The organism is Roseateles sp. (genome assembly GCF_965262435.1).
Classification (GTDB): Bacteria; Pseudomonadota; Gammaproteobacteria; order Burkholderiales; family Burkholderiaceae_C; genus Paucibacter_A.
Window position 1 is genome coordinate 1,361,326 of record NZ_OZ253537.1, and the last position, 19,875, is coordinate 1,381,200.

Genomic DNA, 19,875 nt, shown 5'->3' on the forward strand with positions numbered 1-19,875 from the left:
TGGTGTGCCGCAAGGCTTCACCCGTTCACCTGTTCACCCGTTCACTGAGTATTTACCTGTTCACTGAGTACGCACCCGCGTCCACCACGCGGCCATCATTGCGCAGGCTCCACCAGCCACGGCCCCACTGAAATGTGAGAACGGTGCCACGGCGATGTCCCACCCAGGCACCTGGCGCAGGGCCGGGCCAGTCCAGGCTTGTTCGAGCCAGAGCTTGGTGATCAGGCCGGCGGCGATGGCCAGGCCGATGTGGCGCTCGCGGCCGGGGCCCTGCAGCAAAGCGATGACAGCCACGGCGACGCCCGCATGCAGCACGCCTGACAGGCCGCCAAAGTGCAGCAGCTCTTCTTGCTGCAGCAGCAGCCCCCATTGCGTCAGCGGCCAGGCTGCGAACCAGGCCAGGGCCCAGGGCGTGCCGAGGCGGGCGCTCAGGCCCAGGGCGCCGAGCACGGCGCAGCCGGCCAGATTGGCGCCCAGGTGCAGCAGGCTCCAATGCACGAATGCAGCGCTCCAGGCGCGCCAGGGCTGCTCGCCGGCCAGGCCAGGCTGCCAGTCAAGCACGGCGCTCGGCAGCGCGCCAGCCAGAAGGCCGCCGGCCGCCAGCAGGACGCACAGGCCCAGCCAGGCGCGCGCCTGTCCGAACGCCGAATTCAAGCGGCCTCGAACACGGCGCGCCAGAGCGCCAGCATGGCTTCGCGCTGGGCGCGCAGGCCCAGCTCGTCCAGGTGGGCCTCGTCAAAGGTGGTGGCCTGCTCGTCGAGGCGGGCGCGGTGCTGGGCGCGGCGCAGCTCGCGGTAGGCGTCGGCGGCAGCGCGGCCCACACCGGCCGGCAGCAGGCCGGCCGCCTCGGCCCGCTGCAGCAGGGCGATGACGCCGAGGTTGGGGATCAGCTCCGGGTGGGCGCCCGAATGCGCCAGCACCAGGTACTGCAGCGCGAACTCTGCATCCATCATGCCGCCGGCGCTGTGCTTGAGATCAAACCAACCGGCGCGCACCGGCTTGGCCGCGCGCACCTTCTCGCGCATGGCCTTCACCTCCTCGCGCAGGGCGGCGTGGTCGCGCGGCGCCGTCAGGACATGGCTGCGCACCGCCTCGAAGCGGGCCGCCAGGCTGGCATCGCCGGCGCAGAAGCGGGCGCGGGTGATGGCCTGGTGTTCCCAGGTCCAGGCGGTGTTGCTGCCGCGGCCGGTCTGGTACTTCTCGAACGAGGCCAGCGAGGTGACCAGCATGCCCGAGTTGCCATTGGGCCGCAGGGCGGTGTCGATGTCGAAGAGCTCGCCGGCGGCGGTGCGCACCGTCAGCCAGGTGATGAGCTTGCGCACAAAGGCGCCATAGACCTCGGGCACCAGGTCTTTGTCGGCCTCGTCCTCGTCGTCGAAGAGGAAGACCACGTCCAGGTCGCCGCCGTAGCCCAGCTCCTTGCCGCCCAGCTTGCCGTAGGCGATGACGGCGAAGCGCGGCTGCGGCCGGTGGGCCTGCTTGAGGCGGGCCCAGGTCCAGGCTATCGTGCATTGCAGCACCGCGTCGGCCAGGGCCGAGAGCTCGTCGGCGGCCTGCTCGACCGTGATCTGGCCTTCGATGTCACGCACCAGGGTGCGGAAGACCTCGGCATGGTGGGCGCGGCGCAAGGTGTCCAGCAGGGCTTCTTCATGGGCCTCGCCGCTGCGCTCCCAGGCCTCGTGGCGGGCCTGCAGATCGCTGAGGAAGCCGGGGCCGTCGAAGCGTTCGCTGAGCAGGCGGTTGTCGGCCAGCTCGTCGATCACGCCCGGGTGCTGCATCAGATAGCGCATGGGCCAGCGCGCCAGGCCCAGCAGGCGCAGCAGCCGGGTCTGCACCGAGGGGCGCTCGACCAGCAGGGCCAGATAGCTCTCGCGACGCAGCAGCGGCTCCATCCAGTCGACAAAACGCAGGGCGGCGTCCAGGCTGCAGCCTTCGTCGCGCACCGCCATGGCGGCGCGGCCGACCAGCTTGGCCAGGCGCAGGCGCGAGTCCTCGCGCAGGTTCTGTACCCGCGCCTGGCTGGCCCAGCGGCGCACGGCCACGGCCAGTTCGGGCTGCAGCTTGGCCAGGAACTCCTCGGCATCGACCGGCAAGGCCGGGCCATTGCAGCTGCGGCAGCCCTTGGGGCCGCCAGCCGGGCCGGGGGCCTGGCTGTCGTGCAGCAGGGCGTCGAATTCGTTGGCGACGGTCTCGCGAACTTCGCACAGGCGTTCGAGCAGCTCGCAACCCTCAGGCCGGCAGACCATGCCCAGGCTGTGGGCGATCCAGAGCAGGTCCGCATCGGCCGAGGGCAGGCAGTGGGTTTGCTGGTCGTCCAGGAACTGGATGCGGTGCTCGACGCGGCGCAGGAACTCGTAGCACTCGCTGAGCTTCTCGGCCGTGTCCGGCTTCATCAGACCCAGGCTGGCCAGGCGGCTCAAGGCTTTGACCGTGGAGCGGGTGCGGATCTCGGGGAAATGCCCGCCGCGCACCACCTGCAGCAGTTGGACGATGAACTCAATCTCGCGGATGCCGCCGCGCGAGAGCTTGACGTCATTGGCCCGCTCGGGCCGGCCCACAGCGCGGCGCTGCGCCTCGTCGCGGATCTTGCGGTGCAGTTGCCGCAGGCCTTCGAACACGCCGTAGTCGAGGTAGCGGCGGTAAACAAACGGCGTCACCAGCGAACGCAGGGCCAGGGCGCGGCCGTTCTGCACCGATTCCAGCGGCGCCACCACCCGGCTCTTGAGCCAGGCGAAGCGTTCCCACTCGCGCCCTTGCACCAGGAAATACTCTTCCAGCATGGCCATGCTGACGGCCGCCGGGCCCGAGTTGCCATTGGGGCGCAGGGCCAGGTCGACGCGGAAGACCTGGCCGTCGTCCGTCACCTCGCCGATCAGGGCGTAGAGCTTCTTGGCCACGCCGGCAAAGTACTCGTGGGCCGATACCGGGCGCGGGCCGTCGGTCTGGCCTTCGTCTTCGTAGACGTAAATCAGGTCGATGTCCGAGGAGACATTGAGCTCGCGGGCGCCCAGCTTGCCCATGCCCAGCACCCAAAAGTCGATCACTTCACCGGCCTCGTTGCGCGGGGCGCCGGCCACCTGGTCCTGTTCGGCACGCGCGGCAGTGAGGGCCAGGCAGAGGCTGACCTCGGCCAGGTGGGTCATGGCCTCGGTGATCTCGTGCATGGCCGCGCCGGCTTCGATGTCCAGCACCGCCAGGCGCTCCAGCACCAGATGCCGCGCCACGCGGAGGGCGCTGGCCAGGCTGCGGCCCTGGGCCTGCAGCGCCTCGACCAGGGCCTGCATGGCCGCGCGCGAGGGCAGGCCGGCCGGCAGCAGGGGCAGTTCCCGTTCATAGCGTCGCCGCACGCGCTGGACAAAGCGGCTGTGCTCGGCAAGAGCGCCAGGGCTGGCCGGAGCAGCGGCAGTGGCCACGCAGTCGGATTGAGGCTCGGTCATGGGCGGTTGGAACAGATGGCTGTGCTAGATTCGGCGGGGCTCGGCAGGGCTGCTTTGCGGGCGAGAAGGGCTGAAGTATGCAGAAACTTCAATGCCCGAGAAAAGTCCGAGAAAAGCCCTGGCACGGCAAGCGTCAAAACTTGCCCCTTTCCGACCTTGCCAGCCCCGTCGCGCCGGACCTGTGCCGGCAATTTTTTCGTCTTTTACAAGCCTTGCGCCGGTGAGCCGGACCCGATAACCGTTCATGCCCGAGCTCAGCCGAGTCCGTCCTCCAGGCCACTTCGGGTGGCGTCGCCCGGCGCGCTGGCTGCTGCGGGCCGCGCGTTGGTCGGCGGGCCTGCTCTTGCTGGCCTGGGGTCTGGTGCTGCTGGCCTGGCTGGCCCTGCATTGGCTGGTGCTGCCTCATATTGACGACTGGCGCCCGCAGCTGGAGCGGCGCGCCTCGGCCGCCCTGGGCGTGCCGCTGCGCATTGGCAGCATCACCGTCACCTCGGGCGGCTGGGTGCCGGCCCTGGAGTTGCGCGATGTACGCCTGCTCGATCCGCAAGGCCGCGAGGCCTTGCGTCTGCCAAAAGTGGCGGCCGCTTTGTCGGCGCGTTCGGTGCTGGCCCTGCAGCTGCGTTTCGAGCAATTGCTGATCGACGCGCCGCAGCTGGAGATCCGCCGTGACCGCCAGGGCCGCATCTTTGTCGCCGGCCTCAGCATGGACGCCGCCCCCCAGGTGCAGACCGCCGATATGGCCGAGGCCTGGGCCGACTGGCTGCTCAGCCAGCACGAGTTCGTCATCCTCAAGGGCCGCATCCGCTGGGTGGACGAGCGCCGCGCCGCGCCGCCGCTGGAGCTGGCCGACCTGAACCTGGTGCTGCGCAATGGCTTGCGCGAGCACAACTTCCGCCTCGACGCGACGCCGCCCGCCGACTGGGGCCAGCGCTTCAGCTTGCAGGGCCAGTTCCGCCAGCAACTGCTCAAGCGCCCGTCCGAGCTGCGCAGCTGGACCGGCCAGCTTTATGCCGACCTGCCGCGCGCGGACCTGCACCAGCTGCGCCGCCATGTCGACCTGCCTTTCGAGCTCAGCGAGGGCGACGGTGCCTTGCGCGCCTGGCTCGATTACAAAAAGGGCGAGTCCCAGGGCGTGACCGTGGACCTGGCCCTGCGCTCGGTCAAGCTGCGTCTGGAACCCGCGGCCGAACTGCTCGATCTGACCCGCATCGAGGGCCGTTTGCAGCTGCTCAATGAAGCGCAGCTACTCTCGCTGCAGGCGCGCCAGCTCGGCTTTGTCAGCGGCGACGGCACGGTCTGGCCGCGTTCCGATTGGGGTTTGCGCCTGCGTCTGGCCAAGCCGCAGCTGGCCGCAGCCAGCAGCACCGCGGCCGCCAGTGCCGCGCTGGCAGCGCCCGTGGGCGGCGAGTTGCAGGTGCAGCGCCTGGACATGGCTTTGCTGGCCCAGCTGCTGCAGCGCTTGCCGGTCGGTGAGGCGGCACGCGCCCGCCTGGCCGACCTGGCACCTCAGGGCGTGCTCAGTGATCTGTCGGCTCGCTGGGACGGCCCGCTGGACGCGCCGCGCAGCTACCAGATCAAGGCGCAGCTGGACGGCTTGCGCATGGCCGCACGGCCCGCGCCGGACAGCCCCGCGCCCGCGGCTGCGGCTTCGCAGCCCGGGCAGGCCATGCCCACTGCCCCTTCTGTGGTTCACCCGGGCCGGCCCGGTTTCGACGGCCTCAGCCTGAAGCTGGAAGCCCATGAGCGCGGCGGCCGGGCCACGCTCAAGCTGGCCGAAGGCGGGCGCCTGGACTTCCCAGGCATCTTCCAGGCCCCGCTGCCACCCTTCAAACAGCTGAGCGCGCAGCTGAGCTGGCTGGTCGACCCGACCGCCAAGCCGGGCCGCCGCTTCGAGTTGCAGGTCAAGGACCTGGCCCTGGCCAACGCCGACCTGCGCGGCGAGTTCTCCGCCACCTGGCGCGCCGGCAGCGAGGCGCAATCCCTGGGTTGGTTGGATCTGAACGGCAAGATCGAGCGGGTGGACGCGCGCCGCGTGGTCGCTTACCTGCCTCTGGCCGTTGGTGACCATGCGCTGCTCTATGTGCGCGACGCCATCCGCGGCGGCGAGGCCCGGGCCATCAACTTCAAGGTTCGTGGCCCGCTGAACGAATTCCCCTTCGAGAACGAGCGCAGCGGCCAGTTCCGAATCAGCACGCAGGCGCGCGACATCGACCTCGCCTATGTGCCCCCGGCCGAACCGGGCCAGGCGCTGAGCTGGCCGGCGCTTGAGCATGTCAGCGCCGAGCTGGTGTTCGAGCGCGGCGGCATGGCCATCCGCCGCGGCCAGGCCCGTGTGCTGGGCTACGAGCTCAGCGGCATCAGCGGTGGCATCAAGGATCTCTTGCACAAGCAGGTGCTCGAGATCGAGGGCAGCGGCAGCGGCCCGGCTCAGGAGCTGTTGCGTTATGTGCGCAGCTCGCCAGTTCATGGCTGGACCGGCGGCATGCTGGCGCAGACCACGGCCACGGGCCCGGCCGCGCTCAAGCTGAACCTGAGCCTGCCTCTGCACGACCTGGCCCACAGCAAGGTGCGTGGTGCCGTGCAGCTCGGGGGCAATGAGCTGCGCATCCGGCCGTCCATTCCGCTGCTGGGCAACGCCCGCGGGCGGGTCGAATTCGACCAGGTCGGTGTCAAGGTGATCGGCGCCCAGGCCCGCGTGGCCGGCGGTGATGCGGCCATCGAGGGCGGCACGCAGAGTGACGGCAGCTTGCGCTTCAGCGCGCAAGGGGTGGCCACGGCCGAGGCGCTGCGCCGCCTGCCCGAGTTCAATGCGCTGGCGCCGGTTTTGCAGGCGGCCAGCGGCCAGGCGGCCTATCGCCTGCAGCTGGGCATCAGCCATGGTCAGCCCGAATTCAATCTGAGCAGCAATCTGCAAGGCCTGGCGCTCAGCCTCCCGGCGCCGCTGCGCAAGGAGGCCGACAGCATCCTGGCCCTGCGTGTGCAGACCGTGCTGGCGCCCCTGGCCGCCGCGGCCACCCAGTCCGCCCGCGATGAGCTCCGCCTGGAGCTGGGCAATACCGTCTTGGCTCATTTCCAGCGCGACCTGACGGTGGAGCCGGCCCGGGTGCTGCGCGGCGCCCTGGCTGTGCAGGACAACCTGCCGCCCTTGCCGGCCAGCGGTGTGCAGCTGAGCGCCAACTTTGACAGCCTCAACCTCGACGCCTGGCGCCAGGCTCTGGATCGCCAAGCCGGTGCCGCCGCTGCGGCGGCCGGCGATTCGGTGGCATTGGATTCGCCCTATCTGCCCAATCAGATCGCCATGCGCGCCACCGCGCTGCAACTGTCTGGCCGCACCTTGAATCGCCTGCTGCTGGGCGCCAGCCGCGTGCCCGGTGCCGATGCCCAGCACTGGCGTTTCAATCTCGATGCCGAGCAGATGAGCGGTCAGATCGAGCTGCGCGGAGGCGCCGGTGGCTTGGTCCATGCGCGCCTGAGCCGCCTTTCCCTGCCGCGCCAAGAGGCCGACTCGGTCAGCCAGTTGCTGGCGGGCAAGAGCTCCGTGGTGGAGCCCGGTCCGGCCAACGCCAGCGTGCCTGATCTCGACATCGTGGTGGACGAATTCGAGTTGCGCGGCAAGCAGCTGGGCCGGCTTGAGGTGCAGGCGCGGGCCAGCGGGCCGCAGCGAGACTGGCATCTCAACAAGCTGCAGCTCAAATCGGCCGACGCCGTGCTCAATGGCAGCGGCCGCTGGGTCAACAACGAAGCCGGGCGACCGCAGCGCCGCACCGAGCTGGACTGGAAGCTGGAGCTGCTGGACGCCGGCAGCTTGCTCGAGCGCATGGGCCAGGGTCGGGTCTTGCGTGGCGGCCGCGGTGAGCTGACCGGCCAGATCGGCTGGGCCGGCTCGCCCCTGTCGCCCGATTACGCCAGCATGAGTGGCCAGCTCCATGTGGCCCTGCAGTCGGGCCAGTTTCTGACGGTGGAGCCGGGGGTCGGCCGCCTGCTCGGCGTGCTCAGCTTGCAGTCCTTGCCGCGGCGCTTCCTGTTCGACTTCCGCGATGTCTTTGCCGAAGGTTTCACCTTCGATGGCATCCAGGGCGACGTCAAGATCGAGCAGGGTGTGGCCAGCAGCAGCAATCTGCGCACCCAGGGTGTGCAGGCTTCGGTTCTGCTTGAAGGCCGGGCCGACCTGGCCGCGGAAACCCAGAACCTGCGCGTGCTGGTGGTGCCCGACTTGAACGCCGGCGGCGCCTCCTTGGCCTATGCGGCGATCAACCCAGCCATCGGTCTGGGCACCTTCCTCGCTCAGCTGCTGCTGAGCCGGCCCTTGGCCGCAGCCAGCACACGCGAGTTCCACATCACCGGCACCTGGGTGGAGCCCAAGGTGGAGAAGGTCGAGCACAAGCCCGATGAAGCCGCCGTCCCGGCCAGCGGCGGAGCGCGCCAGCCGTGAGCGCCTGCGATCGGCACATAGCAGACCTTGACTCTAGGGCTGGTGCCAAGGGGCGCCGGGCGAGTGCTTCCGCTCATGTCCCCCGGCCCGCGCTGCGCGCGGACCTCCTCCTTAACTTCGCTTCAGCACTCACCCGACACCCCTTGCCAGTTCAAACGGTTGGCGTCTTCGTCGAAGGGTCAGGGCCCTGCTAGATTGGGACGGCTGGGTGCTTCGCGAAGTGAAGTTAGGGAGGAGGCCCCGGCCGCAGGCTGGGGCCGGGGGACATGAACGGAGCGGAGTGCCCAGGCGGCCCAATCCCCGCCCAATCGAACGGCTGCTCAGCGCGGCGGATTCAACCGGTCAATGCAACACACTAACCACTGCTTGGGCAGAAGGAGTGTTGCAGATGAAGTACCGGACTCGTACGTACTACACGGCCACCCAGAAGGCATTGATGTGGGAACGCTGGAAGGAGGGCTGGACGCTTCATGAGATTGGCAAGCTGTTCGACCGGCCGCACACGTCGATCCATGGCATTCTTTCGAAGACCGGTGGTATTCGACCGCCCGAGCGGCAGCGCTGCGCAAGTGCGTTGACGCTGGAGGAGCGAGAGGAGATCTCGCGGGCGCTGATGGCCGGGCATTCAATGCGTTCGATCGCTGCCCAACTCGGAAGGGCGCCGTCGACGATCAGCCGAGAAGTCAGCCGCAACGGCGGGCAGGATGGCTATCGCGCAGCCCTGGCCGACCAAGCTGCGTGGGAGCGGGCCCTTCGACCGAAGCTCTGTAAGCTTGCCAAGAACCGGGCTTTGGCTGGCATCGTGGCTGACATGCTTCGTAAGCTCTGGTCGCCCGAGCAAATTGCGGGCTGGCTCCAGCATACTTATCCGAACGACCACAGTTTTCACGTGTCACACGAGACGATCTACCGCAGCCTGTTCATTCAAGCGCGCGGTGCCTTGAAGAAGGAGTTGCTGGAGCACCTGCGGCGCACGCGCGGCATGCGGCGCTCTCGCTCTTACACGCAGAAGACCGCGATTCATGGACAGATCGTCGACGCGGTCTCGATCAGCGAGCGGCCCGCGTCAATCGAGGACCGGGCGGTGCCTGGCCATTGGGAAGGAGACCTGGTCTTCGGCAGCAGCAACAGCCAGATCGCGACGCTGGTCGAGCGCCAGACGCGATACGTGATGCTGGTGAAGCTGGAAGGCAAGGACTCGCAGACGGTCGTCAACGCGCTTATCAAGCATGCCCGCAAGCTGCCGCAGGAGCTCTACAAGTCGCTCACATGGGACCGAGGCACGGAGATGCATGGGCACAAGCGATTCACCATGGCCACCGATATTCAGGTCTACTTCTGTGACCCGCAAAGCCCTTGGCAGCGAGGTAGCAACGAGAACACCAATGGGCTGCTCAGGCAGTACCTACCCAAGGGCATCGACATCTCGGGCTACTCACAACACCAACTCAACGCGATCGCCAGACAATTGAACGAGAGGCCGCGCAAGACGCTCGGCTTCCAAACGCCCGCTGAGAGATTCAGCGAATGTGTTGCGACGACCGGTTGAATCCGCCGCCGACAGAAGACTGCCGCCGACCACACGTAGAACGAAGGTGAAGCCATGAAGATTGCTGCGATTCAGATGGTGTCGGGCTCCGATGTGGGCGCCAACCTGGCCCGGGCCCGTCACTGGCTGGCCGAGGCGGCGGCACAGGGGGCGCAGCTGGCGGCCTTGCCCGAGTACTTTTGCCTGATGGGCCGGCAGGACGGCGATAAGCTGGCCTTGGCCGAGAGTGATGGCGATGTGCAGGCACCGATCCAGCGGGCGCTCAGCGAGGCTGCGGCCGAGTTGGGTCTGTGGCTGGTCGGTGGCACCTTGCCGCTGCGCACGGCCGACCCCGCCCGGGTTCGCAACGCCTGTTGTGTCTACGCGCCCGATGGCCGGCGCGCCGCGCGTTACGACAAGATTCATTTGTTCCGCTACGACAACGGCCGCGAGGCCTATGACGAGGGCCGCGTGCTGGAGGCTGGCAGCGAGCCGGTGACCGTGCAAGCGGGCGAACTGCACGTGGGGCTGAGCGTTTGCTACGACCTGCGCTTCCCGGAGCTCTATCGCGCCATGAGCTTTCAGCCTGGGCGAGTGGCTTGTGACCTGTTTTGCGTGCCGGCGGCCTTCACCTACACCACCGGTCAGGCCCATTGGGAGCTGCTGCTGCGCGCCCGTGCGGTCGAAAACCAGGCCTATATCGTGGCACCGGCCCAGGGTGGCCGGCATGAGAATGGTCGCAGGACCTGGGGCCACTCGATGATCGTCGACCCCTGGGGCGAGGTGCTGGGTTGCCTGCCGGAGGGCGAGGGCCTGGTGCTGGCCGATGTCGACACGAGCCGCCTGGCGGCCGTGCGCGCGCAGCTGCCGGCGCTGCAGCACCGCCGGCTCTGACCTTTTGTCGTCTCCACCGCCATGCTTTTGATTCCGTCCCTGCATCTGACGCGACGCTGCGCTCTGGCCTGCGGCCTGGCTGCCTTGCTGGCGGCCTGCGGCACGCCGGCCGACGCGCCGGCCATGCGCCTGGGCCAGGCGGAGAGTCTGCAGCTGCGCAGCTGGGTGCCGAACGGCCTGCGCGCGCAGATGCAGCTGATGCCGGTGTCCGGCGGCCAACCGACCGGGCGCTACTGGGGCGCCAAGATCAGCAACAGCTCCTTGCAGGAAGCGCTGGAGGAATCGCTGCGTGACACCGGTCTGTATGCGCCTCGCCCGGCCGAGGCGCGCTACGAGCTGCGCGTCAGCCTGATCCAACTCGATCAACCGATGGTGGCCGTGCTCGATGCCAAAGTCGCGGTGACGCTGAGCTACACCGTGATCGAATCGCGCGGAGGCCGCACGGTCTATGAGCGCAAGTTGCGCACCCTGCACACCACCGAGTTCGGCTCCGCCATGCTGGACCCCAATGAGCGCATGCGCATGGCCAGCGAGGCTGCGATACGCAGCAACCTGAATACCTTGCTGCGCGAACTCCTCGAACTCAAATGGCCTGAGTAGTCAGGCCTTTCGTACCTGACTTCATCAATCAAGCCCGACCGAAGGGGTCGTCGATCGAGTGCGCGGGCTGGCTGAACCAGCGCGGGCCGGCTTCGGTCATGTAGACATGGTCCTCGTGGCGCACGCCGAATTCGCCGGGCACGCAGATCATGGGTTCATTGCTGAAGCACATGCCGGCCGCCAAAGGGGTGGCGTCGTTGTCGACCAGATAGGGCCATTCGTGGATGTCCAGGCCGCAGCCGTGGCCGGTGCGGTGGGGCAGGCCGGGCAGTTCATAGCGCGGCCCCAGGCCGGCGGCCGCGATCACGCGGCGTGCGGCGCGGTCCACCTCGCAGCAGGGCGTACCGATCTGCGCGGCGGCAAAGGCCGCGGCCTGCGCCGCTTGCTCCAGATTCCAGATCTCGCGTTGGCGCGCGTTCGGCGTGCCGAAGACATAGCTGCGCGTGATGTCGGACATATAGCCCTCGACCAGGCAACCGGTGTCGATCAAGACCATATCGCCCTCGCGCAGGCGCTGCGCCTCCTTGACCCCATGGGGAAAGGCCGTGGCTGCGCCGAACAGCACGATACAGAAGTAAGAGCCGCGCGCACCGACGGCACGATGGCCCACGGCGATGAAAGCCTCGACCTCGGTGGTGCTGATGCCCTCATGCAACATGCTGGCGGCGGCCTGATGCACGGCCAGGGTCAGGTCGTGCGCGCGCTGCATCAAGGCCAGCTCGGCGCTCGATTTGCGCATGCGCAGTGCTGCCGTCACCGCTTTGGCATTGACCCAGGCCAGGCCCTCGCGCTGCAGGCCGTCGACCACGAACAGCGGCGTGTCCTCGCTGATGGCCAGGCGGCTGGAGCTGGCGCCCAGACCCAAGCCGGCCAACACACGGCGGCACAGGGCGTAAGGGCTCTCGTGCTCTTGCCAGACATGGAGGGCGCCGGGCAGCACCATGTACTCGCGCAGTGTCCCTTCTTCAAACGCCGGGGCGATGTATTGCGGTTCGCCTTCGGCCGGGATGATCAGGCCGACCAGGCGCTCGCTGGGGTGCCAGACCGTGCCGCTGAAGTAACGCATATTCGTGCCGGCATGGGCGTACAGAGCGGCCAGGCCTTGCTGGCGCAGCAGGGCTTGGGCGGCGGCCACGCGCTGGCGGTACTCGTCCAGGCCAATCGGTGTCACCGGCGCCTGGTCTTGGAACTGCCGGGCCAGTTCGGCCAGGGCTTCGGATGCGGTGTTGCCGCCCACGCCTCGTGTCATCGTTGAACTCCGGTGCAATTGATTTAATATATTTAAAGAATACTTTAACCGCAAAGGCCTGCAAGCCGGGGCGGGCTGGGTCTATCGCGTACAAAGCGGGCCAAGGACGCGGCCCATCCGGTGCCAGCGTCAAGCCTAAGGAAGCTCTGCATAAATCAGTCCGGCCCCTGCTAGCGCGGCCTCGGGCGGTCTGCGGCGTTGCACTTCTCGCCAATAGCTACGGCTATTGGCTTCAAACTGCGCCTTGCAACCCATCCCGATCCGCACTGCATGGTCTCGCCCCGATTTATGCAGAGCTTCCCTAACGACGAGGAGTTTCTTTGATGCTTGAACTGATTCTGGGCCTGCTGATTTTTCTGGGTGTGCACTCGGTGCGCATCGTGGCTGAGGACTGGCGCAGCGCGCAGCGTGCTCGCCTGGGCGAGGCCCGCTGGAAGCTGGTCTATACCGTGCTGTCTCTGCTCGGCTTCAGCTTGATCGTCTGGGGTTTTGGCCAGGCACGTCTGGCGCCGCAAGTGCTGTGGGCCGTGCCCAAGGGCATGAATCACCTGGCCGCCTTGCTGACCTTGCTGGCCTTCATCCTGCTGGCGGCTGCCTATGTGCCGCGCAATGCGCTCAAGGCGAAGTTGCGCCACCCCATGATCTTGAGCGTCAAGCTCTGGGCCCTGGCCCATCTGCTGGCCAACAACACGCTGGCCGAGCTGCTCTTGTTCGGTGGCTTCCTGGTCTGGGCCGTGCTGTGCTTCCGCGCTGCACGCCAGCGCGACCGTGCCCATCCGCCGGCGGCCCTGCCCAGCTCGGCCGCAGGCACGGCCTTGACCGTGCTGATCGGCACCGCAGCCTGGGCCGGCTTTGCGTTCTGGGCCCATGCAGCCTGGATTGGCGTGCGACCCATGGGGTGAGAGGTCGCCTTCGGCACAAAGCAGCCTTCGTGTTCTCCCTCGTGAGGCCCTGCAGTCCGGGCCGCCGCCGGGCTCATGGTTCCGGGGTCGGCCCTGCCGGGCCGACTGCCTTGCGCTGCTCGCGCCTCGGGGCTGGCGCATAACTCACTTCACTCACTGCGTTCGTTCCGTTCAGACAGACGCGCCAAGTCAGCGCTTGAAGCGCGCGGGTACGCGCGCGCCCCGATGCCCTGCGCTGCTCAGCCCTTCACAAATCGCCCAACGGCGACCCGAACTGCAGGGCGCTTGCATCGCGGTCGATGTGCCCCTCGGCGATGGAACACGCCACATTCGGAGGTGGCTCGGCCCGACGACGGGCGATTTGTGCGCGGCCGAGAGCGCAGCGAAGCGGCTCAGGCGCGTGTACCCGCGCGCTTCAAGCACTGACTCGGCGCCACCTGTTTGACCACAGTGAGCGCAGCGAACGGAGGGAGTTTGGCGACGCTGAGCCGCGCCGTGAGCAGCGAGGGCAGTCGGCTCGCAGAGCCGACCCGTGCACCATGAGCACGGCGGCGGGCCGAGCTACCGCAGCGCGGCAAACCCGGCCATCAAACTTCCGCTATGTGCCGCTTGCAGACGAACGCGGGCTAGGGCTTCGCGGGTGCTGACAGCAGCGCCTTGGCTGCTTCGATGCGGAGCGCCATCGCCACGCCTTCGTCGTTCATCACGCGCAGCAGAAAACGGCGCGGGTCGGTTTCATCAGCGGCATGCGTTACGAGCCCCAAGGGAGCCATAGGCCTTGCCTGCTGGGCGCTCGGCGCTTGTGGGGGCGACGTGCTGCCGGTCCTGGCGCCCAACTGCTCCAAGGCCGCCGCCAGTTGGGCCGGGCTGATGCAAGCGAGGCGGCCCAGCACTTCGGCCTGCGCCTCGGGGCCGGGCACGGTGTCCAGCCAGGGCTCGTCGCTGAAGACCGGCGCCAGATCGGGTGCCACAAAGGCCGACCACTGTTCACCCGCGACTTGTTGTTGCCGCTGAGGCGGCAGCGCGGGGGCGGCTGTGGCCATGGTGGCGGACCACATGCTCAGCCGCGTCGGGCGCAGCTCGGGCAGATAGACGCGGCACAGCGCAGGCAGGAGTTCGGCGGCCTGCGCGGCCATGCCGTCTTCGGCCATCGAAAACCAGAGCTGAAAGCCGTCAAGGCCGTTGACCGCAATCGCCGGAGCCGGCAGGCCCAGATCGCTTTGCACGCCGCGCCAGACGGCGCCCAGCGCGCTCCAATCGGCCGGTCGCGCCAATTCCAGCACGGCCGCGCGTGGCGTCGCGCTCAGGGCCGTGGCGTGGCTGCCGTAGAGGCGTTGCAGATCCTGTTGCAGTCGCTTGTCATTCATGGGGCGCTATTTTGCGCCGCGGCCTGAGCTTGGGCTCGAACCTCGGTCGCGGCCTGCACCCGCTCGCGCAGCAGCAATTGATGCCCACCCGCTTCGCCTCGGCTCGGCTCGGCTCGGCTCGGCTCGGCTTGTGGCGGCGATACTGCCTCATGCCTGTTGCCACTCGTTTCTTTCCCCAGCTCTACCCCTGGCTCTTCGTCGCGCTCTGGAGCACCGGTTTCATCGGCGCCAAGTACGGCCTGCCTGATGCGCAGCCGCTGACGTTCCTGAGCCTGCGCTATGCCCTGGTGCTGCTGCTGATGGGCGCCATCGTGCTGTGGACGCGGGCGCCCTGGCCGGCGCGGGGCAGCCGGGCCTGGGGGCATATCGCAGTGTCAGGCCTGCTGGTCCATGGCGTGTATTTGGGTGGCGTGTTCATGGCCATCGGCCATGGCTTGCCGGCGGGCATCACAGCCTTGCTGGTGGGCCTGCAGCCGCTCTTGACGGCGCTGGGTGCCGGCCTGTTTCTGGGCGAGCGGGTGCGGCCGGCGCAGTGGCTGGGTTTGCTCTTGGGCCTGATTGGCGTGAGCCTGGTGCTGGCGCACAAGGTGGCTGCGGGTCTCGGCGGCGCCGCCTTGCTGGCCATGCTCTTGCCGGCGTTTGTGGCCCTGCTGGGCATCACGGCGGGCACGCTCTATCAAAAACGTTTCTGCCCGGCCTTTGACCTGCGCACCGGCTCGCTGATCCAGTTCCTGCCCTGCCTGCCCCTGACCTTGCTGGCGGCCTGGGCTGGCGGTGAGAGCCTGCAGGTGCACTGGAGCGGGCAGTTCGTCTTTGCCTTGGGTTGGCTGGTGCTGGTGCTTTCGCTGGGCGCGGTCAGCCTGCTCAATGTGCTGATCCGCCAGGGGAGCGCCGTCCATGTGGCCAGCCTGTTCTACCTGGTGCCGCCCACCACGGCCGTGTTCGCCTGGACCTTGTTTGGCGAAACCCTGCATGGCCTGGCGTTGGCGGGTATGGGGGTGGCGGTGGCAGGGGTGTGGTTGGCGCGGCGGTGAAGGCTGAGCCGGCGGCCTAGCGCCAGAACTTTCCGTCGGGTCCGATGATGGCCAAATCGGCATAGTCCATGCCGGTGTGGTCGCTGCTGCTGAAGCGCAGTTCCAGGCCGCCGAGATCGATCTTGCCGAGGCCGTCGAGCGCGCGCACAAGGCCGGCGCGATTGAGGTCTTTGCCGGCCTTGCGCAGGCCGGCCACCAGCACCTTGGCGGCGGCGAAACCCTCGACATTGGAGGGCGTGAGTTCCTTCAGGCCGGCCGCCTTGGCCAGCTCTTGAGCCTCGCGGATCATGGGCGTGTTCAGCGAGCGCTCGGACGGGAACACCTGGCTGACGATGATGCCGCGGCCGAGTGTGTCCAGCTGCTTGATGAAGCCCGAGGAGGCATTGTTGGACAGGGTCACCACCTGCGCCCCCGAGCCCGCGGCGCGCAAGGCCTTGACGCCGTCGGCCACGGCCGCGCCGGCGCCGATGATGAGCAGGGCCTGGGCATCGGCTTTGGCCAGCTGGGCCATCACGGCCGTCATGTCCGGCTTCTCGCGCGGGAACTTCAGGTGCGCCAGCGGCTGCAGTTTGGCGGTCTGCAAGCCCTTGAGTGCGCCGGTGGCGGCGTCGGCGCCGAAGCTGTCGTCCACCTGGACCAGAGCGATGCGGTTCATGCCCATGCCGACCAGGTGCTGGATCGAGCGCTCGGCCTCGCGCTGGTAGGTGGCGCGCACATTGAAGACGTAGGGGTTGACCGGCTTGTGCAGCAGCATGGCGCCGGTCGAGGGCGCGACCAGGGCCAGCTTGTGCTCGGCCAGCAGGGGCAGGATGGCCTGGCTGTGCGGCGTGCCGCGGTTCAGGAACAGGGCGAGCACGCCTTGATCGATCAGCTTCTTGGCGTTTTCGGCGGCCAGCGCGGGCTCGAATTTGTCGTCCAGCGAGATCAGCTCGATCGCTTGGCCATTGATGCCGCCGGCGGCGTTGATGGCGTTCAGGTAGAGCTTGGCGCCGTCGGTGGTCTCCTTGACCCCGGCCGCCACCGGGCCGCTGAAGCCTGCGGTCTGGCCGATCTTGATCTGGGCTACGGCCGCAGCGGTGAAGCTCAGGCTGCAGCACAGGGCGATGGCAAGGCGACGCAGTTTCATGGGTGAAAGTCTCCGGGTTGACGGGAGGATTGTGGCAAAGGTGGGGGGATGAGTGAACGGTGGAACAGGTGGCTGGTGACGGGGCTTTCCACTTCGCCACAGGTTTGGCTCGGTTCGCCCCAGATTGCTTGGCCGGTGCTGGGCGGGCAGCGATGCTGGCGGCATGAAACAAGCTACACATAACCCCCGCCTTTTTTTCCTCGACTGGCTGCGCATCCTCGCCTTCGGCCTGCTCGTGCCCTACCACGTGGGCATGTACTACGTGACTTGGGGCTGGCATGTCAAAAGCCCGGCCGCCAGCACGGCGCTGGAGCCGCTGATGCTGATGAGCTCGCCCTGGCGCCTGGGCCTGCTGTTCTTCATCGGTGGTGCGGCCCTGGCCCAGGCCTCGACGCGCGCGCAGGCCGGTTTGATGCGTCGTCGCAGTGCGCGCCTGCTGCTGCCCTTGGTGTTTGGCATGCTCGTCATCGTGCCACCGCAGAGCTACTTCGAGGTGGTGCAGAAGCTGGCCTACCCGGGCAGTTACTTCGAGTTCATGCAGCAGTATTTGCAGGGCTACGAGGGTTTTTGCCGCATGGAAGAGGGCCGCTGGCAATGCCTGGATCTGCCCACCTGGAACCACCTCTGGTTCCTGCCCTACCTCTGGGGCTATGGCCTGATCGGCTGGCTGCTGCTGCGCCAGGCACCCGCAGTCTTGGCGCGGTGCGGCCAAGGCCTGGCTGCTCTGGGACCCTGGGGCTTGTTGTTGGGCTTGGCCCTGCCCCTGATGCTGGCGCGGCAGTTGGTGGGTCTGTTTCCGTCCACCCACAACCTGAGCTGGGATTGGTACAACCACGCCCAATACCTGAGCCTCTTCCTGCTGGGCATGCTGGCTTCTCACGCCGGCTCGGCCTTCTGGGTGCGCCTGAGCGCTGTGCGTTGGCCGGCCCTGGTCGGCGCGTTGGCGGCCTGGGCCGTGCTGCTGGTGTACTTCGACGCTTACGACAGCGCTACCCCGCCCGAGACCTTGCGGGTGCTGATGCGCGGCGTCTGGGGCCTGATGCAGTGGTGGGCCACGGCGGCGGCCTGCGGCTTTGCCTACCTGCACCTCAATGCCGATTCGGCCTGGCGTCGGCGCCTTGGAGCCGCCGTGTTCTGCGTCTACATCCTGCACCAGACAGTGATCGTGCTGCTGACTCAGGTGCTGGCGCCCTTGCAGTTGGCGCCGCTGCTCGAAGGGCTGCTGCTGGTGCTGATGACCTGGTTGCTGTGCGGGCTGATTTACGTCCTGGCTCGCCGGGTGCTGCCGGCGCCACTGGCCTTGTTCTTGGGTGTGGACGGCGCCAAGACCCCAGCCCCACAGCCCGACCGGGCAGCCGCGACAATTGCAGCCGTTGCCACTGTCGATGCAAGAAGCCCCCAATGATGAAATACCTGCACACCATGGTCCGTGTGACCGACCTTGACGCTTCGCTGAAGTTCTACCGCGACGCGCTGGGCCTGGTCGAGATGCGCCGCAGCGAGCACGAAGCCGGCCGCTTCACCCTGCTCTACCTCGCTGCCCCGGGCGACGAGGCCGGCAAGTACCAGCCCCAGGTCGAGCTGACCTACAACTGGCCCGACGCGAATGGCCAAGGCGAGGTCTACAGCGGCGGCCGCAATTTCGGCCACCTGGCCTTTGCCGTGCCCGACATCTACGCTGCTTGCCAGCGCCTGGCCGACCACGGCGTGACCGTGCTGCGCCCGCCGCGCGACGGCCGCATGGCTTTTGTGCGCTCGCCCGACGGCATCTCGGTGGAGCTGCTGCAGGACGGCGCGGCGCTGGCGCCGGCCGAGCCTTGGGCATCCATGCCGAATACGGGTTCTTGGTAAGGACGGCTCAAGCGCCGTTCTTCTTGCGGCTTTCTAGCTGCGCCCAGAGCGCCTCGGCCTTCTCGGCCGCTTGCTGGCGGCCGGCATCGCCGAGCTGCAGATAGTCCTGGGTCTTGAGGAACCAGTCGGCGCTGAGCTGGTCGCCCGAGCGGCGTGCGATCAGGTTCCAGGTGGCCGCGTCGAGCGGCCGCTTCTCCAGCAGGAAGGTCTCGGAGATCATGGCCGCTGCGTGCAGATTGCCGCGCAGAAAGGCCTCGGTCAGGGCCGTGCGAGCCGCCTCGCGGTAGGGGAAGCCGGGCTCATGCTCGGCCTCTTGCGGCTTGCCGTCGAGGGCAAACAAATAGCGCTCGGCCAGATGGGTCAGGGCCTGCACATCTTTGGCTGCGGCAGCTTGGCGCAGCTGGGCGAGCGGCATTTGATAGTAGCGCTCGTCGATCTGGTAGCCCAGGCGGCGCAGCTGTTCGTTCACGGCCTTGTCCTCGGGGCTCAGGTCGGGGGGCGCGCTGCCGCCGGCCTCGGCCATGGCCGTGGAGGCCTGCGCCAGCTGCCAGGGGTTGCTGCTGCTCGGTGCACCGCTGGCCGCCGGGCCTCGCGGCAGCGGCCGGTCGACGGCGCCGAACAGATCGCGCAAGCCGTAGGCCGGATCACCGGCCTGCGAAGCGGCCAGCGCCGCGGCGGCATCTTTCGCCTGCTCGGCAGCCTGGCGCTGCTGTTCGGTGGCGGCCTCGTCCCACTGCCACCAGACCAGCAGTCCGGCGGCCAGCAGGGCGGCGGCCATGCCCCAGCGGGTGGGTGTCATGGCCGCTTTCATCAGATGCGGGTCAGGCAGGCGTTCAGGCCATTGGCATAGCCGTAGCGCGAGTAGTAGTCGCGCTGCGAGGGCGTGCCGTGCTCTGCATAGTCCGCCGCAGCGCGGGCCGAGCGCACGGCCGATTCGATGAAGCTGGGGTAGCGCAGGGTTGTCTGTGCGTACTTGGCGAAGGTGCCGCCGACGCAATCGGCTTGCAGCTCTTGCATGGGGGCGCGCTTGTTGATGCCGCGCGTGAACTGGATCGAGTGGCCCCACTCGTGGGCGATGATGAACTTGGCCACGTAGTTGCCGTAGCTGTTCTCCTGGCCTTGCAGGAAGGAGGTGCCGACGCTGATGGTGTAAGGGCCGCAGGCGTAGGCGCTGGGCGAGGGCTCACCGCAGGCGCGCTGGTTCACGTACACCGTGGGGCGGGCGTAGCCGCCCAGCTGGCCGCGGATCTCGGTGGCCGAGTTCTGGATGTAGGTGCTGTTCACCGTGACGGCGCCGGCAGGCAGCAGGCTCAGGGCCAGCGCCAGGGCGGCCGAGGCCTTGAGGGCGAGCACGTGGGGGCGGGTGGTCTTCTTCATGGTGCGAGTTCTCACAAGCTGAGGAGCAAACAAAGGGAGTGGCCACGCCTTGTGGGCGGGGCCGCCGATGCGCACACT

15 protein-coding genes are annotated in these 19,875 nt (G+C 68.0%); 8 read left to right on the plus strand and 7 right to left on the minus strand.

The window, feature by feature from the left end; all coding sequences use genetic code 11:
• Positions 1–60 precede the first annotated feature (60 nt).
• Both ACQY39_RS05910 and glnE read right to left on the minus strand, forming a co-directional pair.
• Complete coding sequence (locus ACQY39_RS05910; protein WP_428504303.1) at positions 61–654, minus strand: rhomboid family intramembrane serine protease; 594 nt, start codon at positions 652–654, stop codon at positions 61–63.
• Positions 651–3,437, minus strand: coding sequence for a bifunctional [glutamate--ammonia ligase]-adenylyl-L-tyrosine phosphorylase/[glutamate--ammonia-ligase] adenylyltransferase (glnE, locus tag ACQY39_RS05915; protein WP_428504305.1), 2,787 nt, complete (start codon positions 3,435–3,437; stop codon positions 651–653). The genes ACQY39_RS05910 and glnE overlap by 4 nt, the downstream gene beginning before the upstream one ends.
• A 244-nt stretch (positions 3,438–3,681) precedes the next feature.
• On the opposite strand from glnE, the gene ACQY39_RS05920 reads away from it, so the two are divergent.
• The 4 genes from ACQY39_RS05920 to ACQY39_RS05935 all read left to right on the plus strand — a co-directional run bounded on the left by ACQY39_RS05920 (position 3,682) and on the right by ACQY39_RS05935 (position 10,891).
• Positions 3,682–7,869, plus strand: a complete 4,188-nt coding sequence (locus tag ACQY39_RS05920) for a YhdP family protein (RefSeq protein ID WP_428504307.1) — start codon at positions 3,682–3,684, stop codon at positions 7,867–7,869.
• A gap of 388 nt (positions 7,870–8,257) precedes the next feature.
• Positions 8,258–9,418, plus strand: coding sequence for an IS30 family transposase (locus ACQY39_RS05925; RefSeq protein ID WP_428504309.1), 1,161 nt, complete (start codon positions 8,258–8,260; stop codon positions 9,416–9,418).
• Between the two features lie 54 nt (positions 9,419–9,472).
• Positions 9,473–10,291 (plus strand): carbon-nitrogen hydrolase family protein, encoded by an 819-nt coding sequence (locus ACQY39_RS05930; protein ID WP_428504311.1) that lies wholly within the window; start codon positions 9,473–9,475, stop codon positions 10,289–10,291.
• A 21-nt stretch (positions 10,292–10,312) separates the two neighbouring features.
• Complete coding sequence (locus tag ACQY39_RS05935) at positions 10,313–10,891, plus strand: hypothetical protein (RefSeq protein WP_428504313.1); 579 nt, start codon at positions 10,313–10,315, stop codon at positions 10,889–10,891.
• 28 nt (positions 10,892–10,919) lie between these two features.
• Here the strand turns inward: ACQY39_RS05935 and ACQY39_RS05940 are convergent, their stop codons facing one another.
• Positions 10,920–12,140 carry a M24 family metallopeptidase gene (locus ACQY39_RS05940; protein WP_428504315.1) on the minus strand — a complete coding sequence of 407 codons (1,221 nt, stop codon included), beginning with the start codon at positions 12,138–12,140 and terminating at the stop codon, positions 10,920–10,922.
• A 323-nt stretch (positions 12,141–12,463) separates the two neighbouring features.
• Between ACQY39_RS05940 and ACQY39_RS05945 the strand changes: the two genes are divergently transcribed.
• Entirely contained in the window at positions 12,464–13,042 is a 579-nt protein-coding gene (locus ACQY39_RS05945; RefSeq protein ID WP_428504317.1) for an NnrU family protein, read from the plus strand.
• Positions 13,043–13,668: 626 nt separating this feature from the next.
• Here the strand turns inward: ACQY39_RS05945 and ACQY39_RS05950 are convergent.
• A complete protein-coding gene (locus ACQY39_RS05950) occupies positions 13,669–14,409 on the minus strand; it encodes a hypothetical protein (RefSeq protein WP_428504319.1) in 741 nt (246 codons plus the stop codon).
• Positions 14,410–14,558: 149 nt separating this feature from the next.
• Between ACQY39_RS05950 and ACQY39_RS05955 the strand changes: the two genes are divergently transcribed.
• Positions 14,559–15,443 carry a DMT family transporter gene (locus ACQY39_RS05955; protein WP_428504321.1) on the plus strand — a complete coding sequence of 295 codons (885 nt, stop codon included), beginning with the start codon at positions 14,559–14,561 and terminating at the stop codon, positions 15,441–15,443.
• A 16-nt stretch (positions 15,444–15,459) separates the two neighbouring features.
• Here the strand turns inward: ACQY39_RS05955 and ACQY39_RS05960 are convergent, their stop codons facing one another.
• The gene (locus ACQY39_RS05960; RefSeq protein ID WP_428504323.1) at positions 15,460–16,569 is read right to left on the minus strand and encodes an ABC transporter substrate-binding protein; all 1,110 of its coding nucleotides are present in this window, start codon (positions 16,567–16,569) and stop codon (positions 15,460–15,462) included.
• A 163-nt stretch (positions 16,570–16,732) separates the two neighbouring features.
• Between ACQY39_RS05960 and ACQY39_RS05965 the strand changes: the two genes are divergently transcribed.
• Together ACQY39_RS05965 and ACQY39_RS05970 are read left to right on the plus strand one after the other, a co-directional pair.
• Complete coding sequence (locus ACQY39_RS05965; RefSeq protein ID WP_428504325.1) at positions 16,733–17,974, plus strand: acyltransferase family protein; 1,242 nt, start codon at positions 16,733–16,735, stop codon at positions 17,972–17,974.
• Entirely contained in the window at positions 17,974–18,420 is a 447-nt protein-coding gene (locus ACQY39_RS05970; protein ID WP_428504327.1) for a lactoylglutathione lyase, read from the plus strand. Before ACQY39_RS05965 ends, ACQY39_RS05970 begins: the two co-directional genes overlap by 1 nt.
• 7 nt (positions 18,421–18,427) lie before the next feature.
• On the opposite strand, the gene ACQY39_RS05975 is transcribed toward ACQY39_RS05970, so the two are convergent.
• Both ACQY39_RS05975 and ACQY39_RS05980 read right to left on the minus strand, forming a co-directional pair.
• Positions 18,428–19,219, minus strand: coding sequence for a hypothetical protein (locus ACQY39_RS05975; protein ID WP_428504329.1), 792 nt, complete (start codon positions 19,217–19,219; stop codon positions 18,428–18,430).
• Between the two features lie 11 nt (positions 19,220–19,230).
• A complete protein-coding gene (locus tag ACQY39_RS05980) occupies positions 19,231–19,797 on the minus strand; it encodes a hypothetical protein (RefSeq protein ID WP_428504331.1) in 567 nt (188 codons plus the stop codon).
• Positions 19,798–19,875 lie beyond the last annotated feature (78 nt).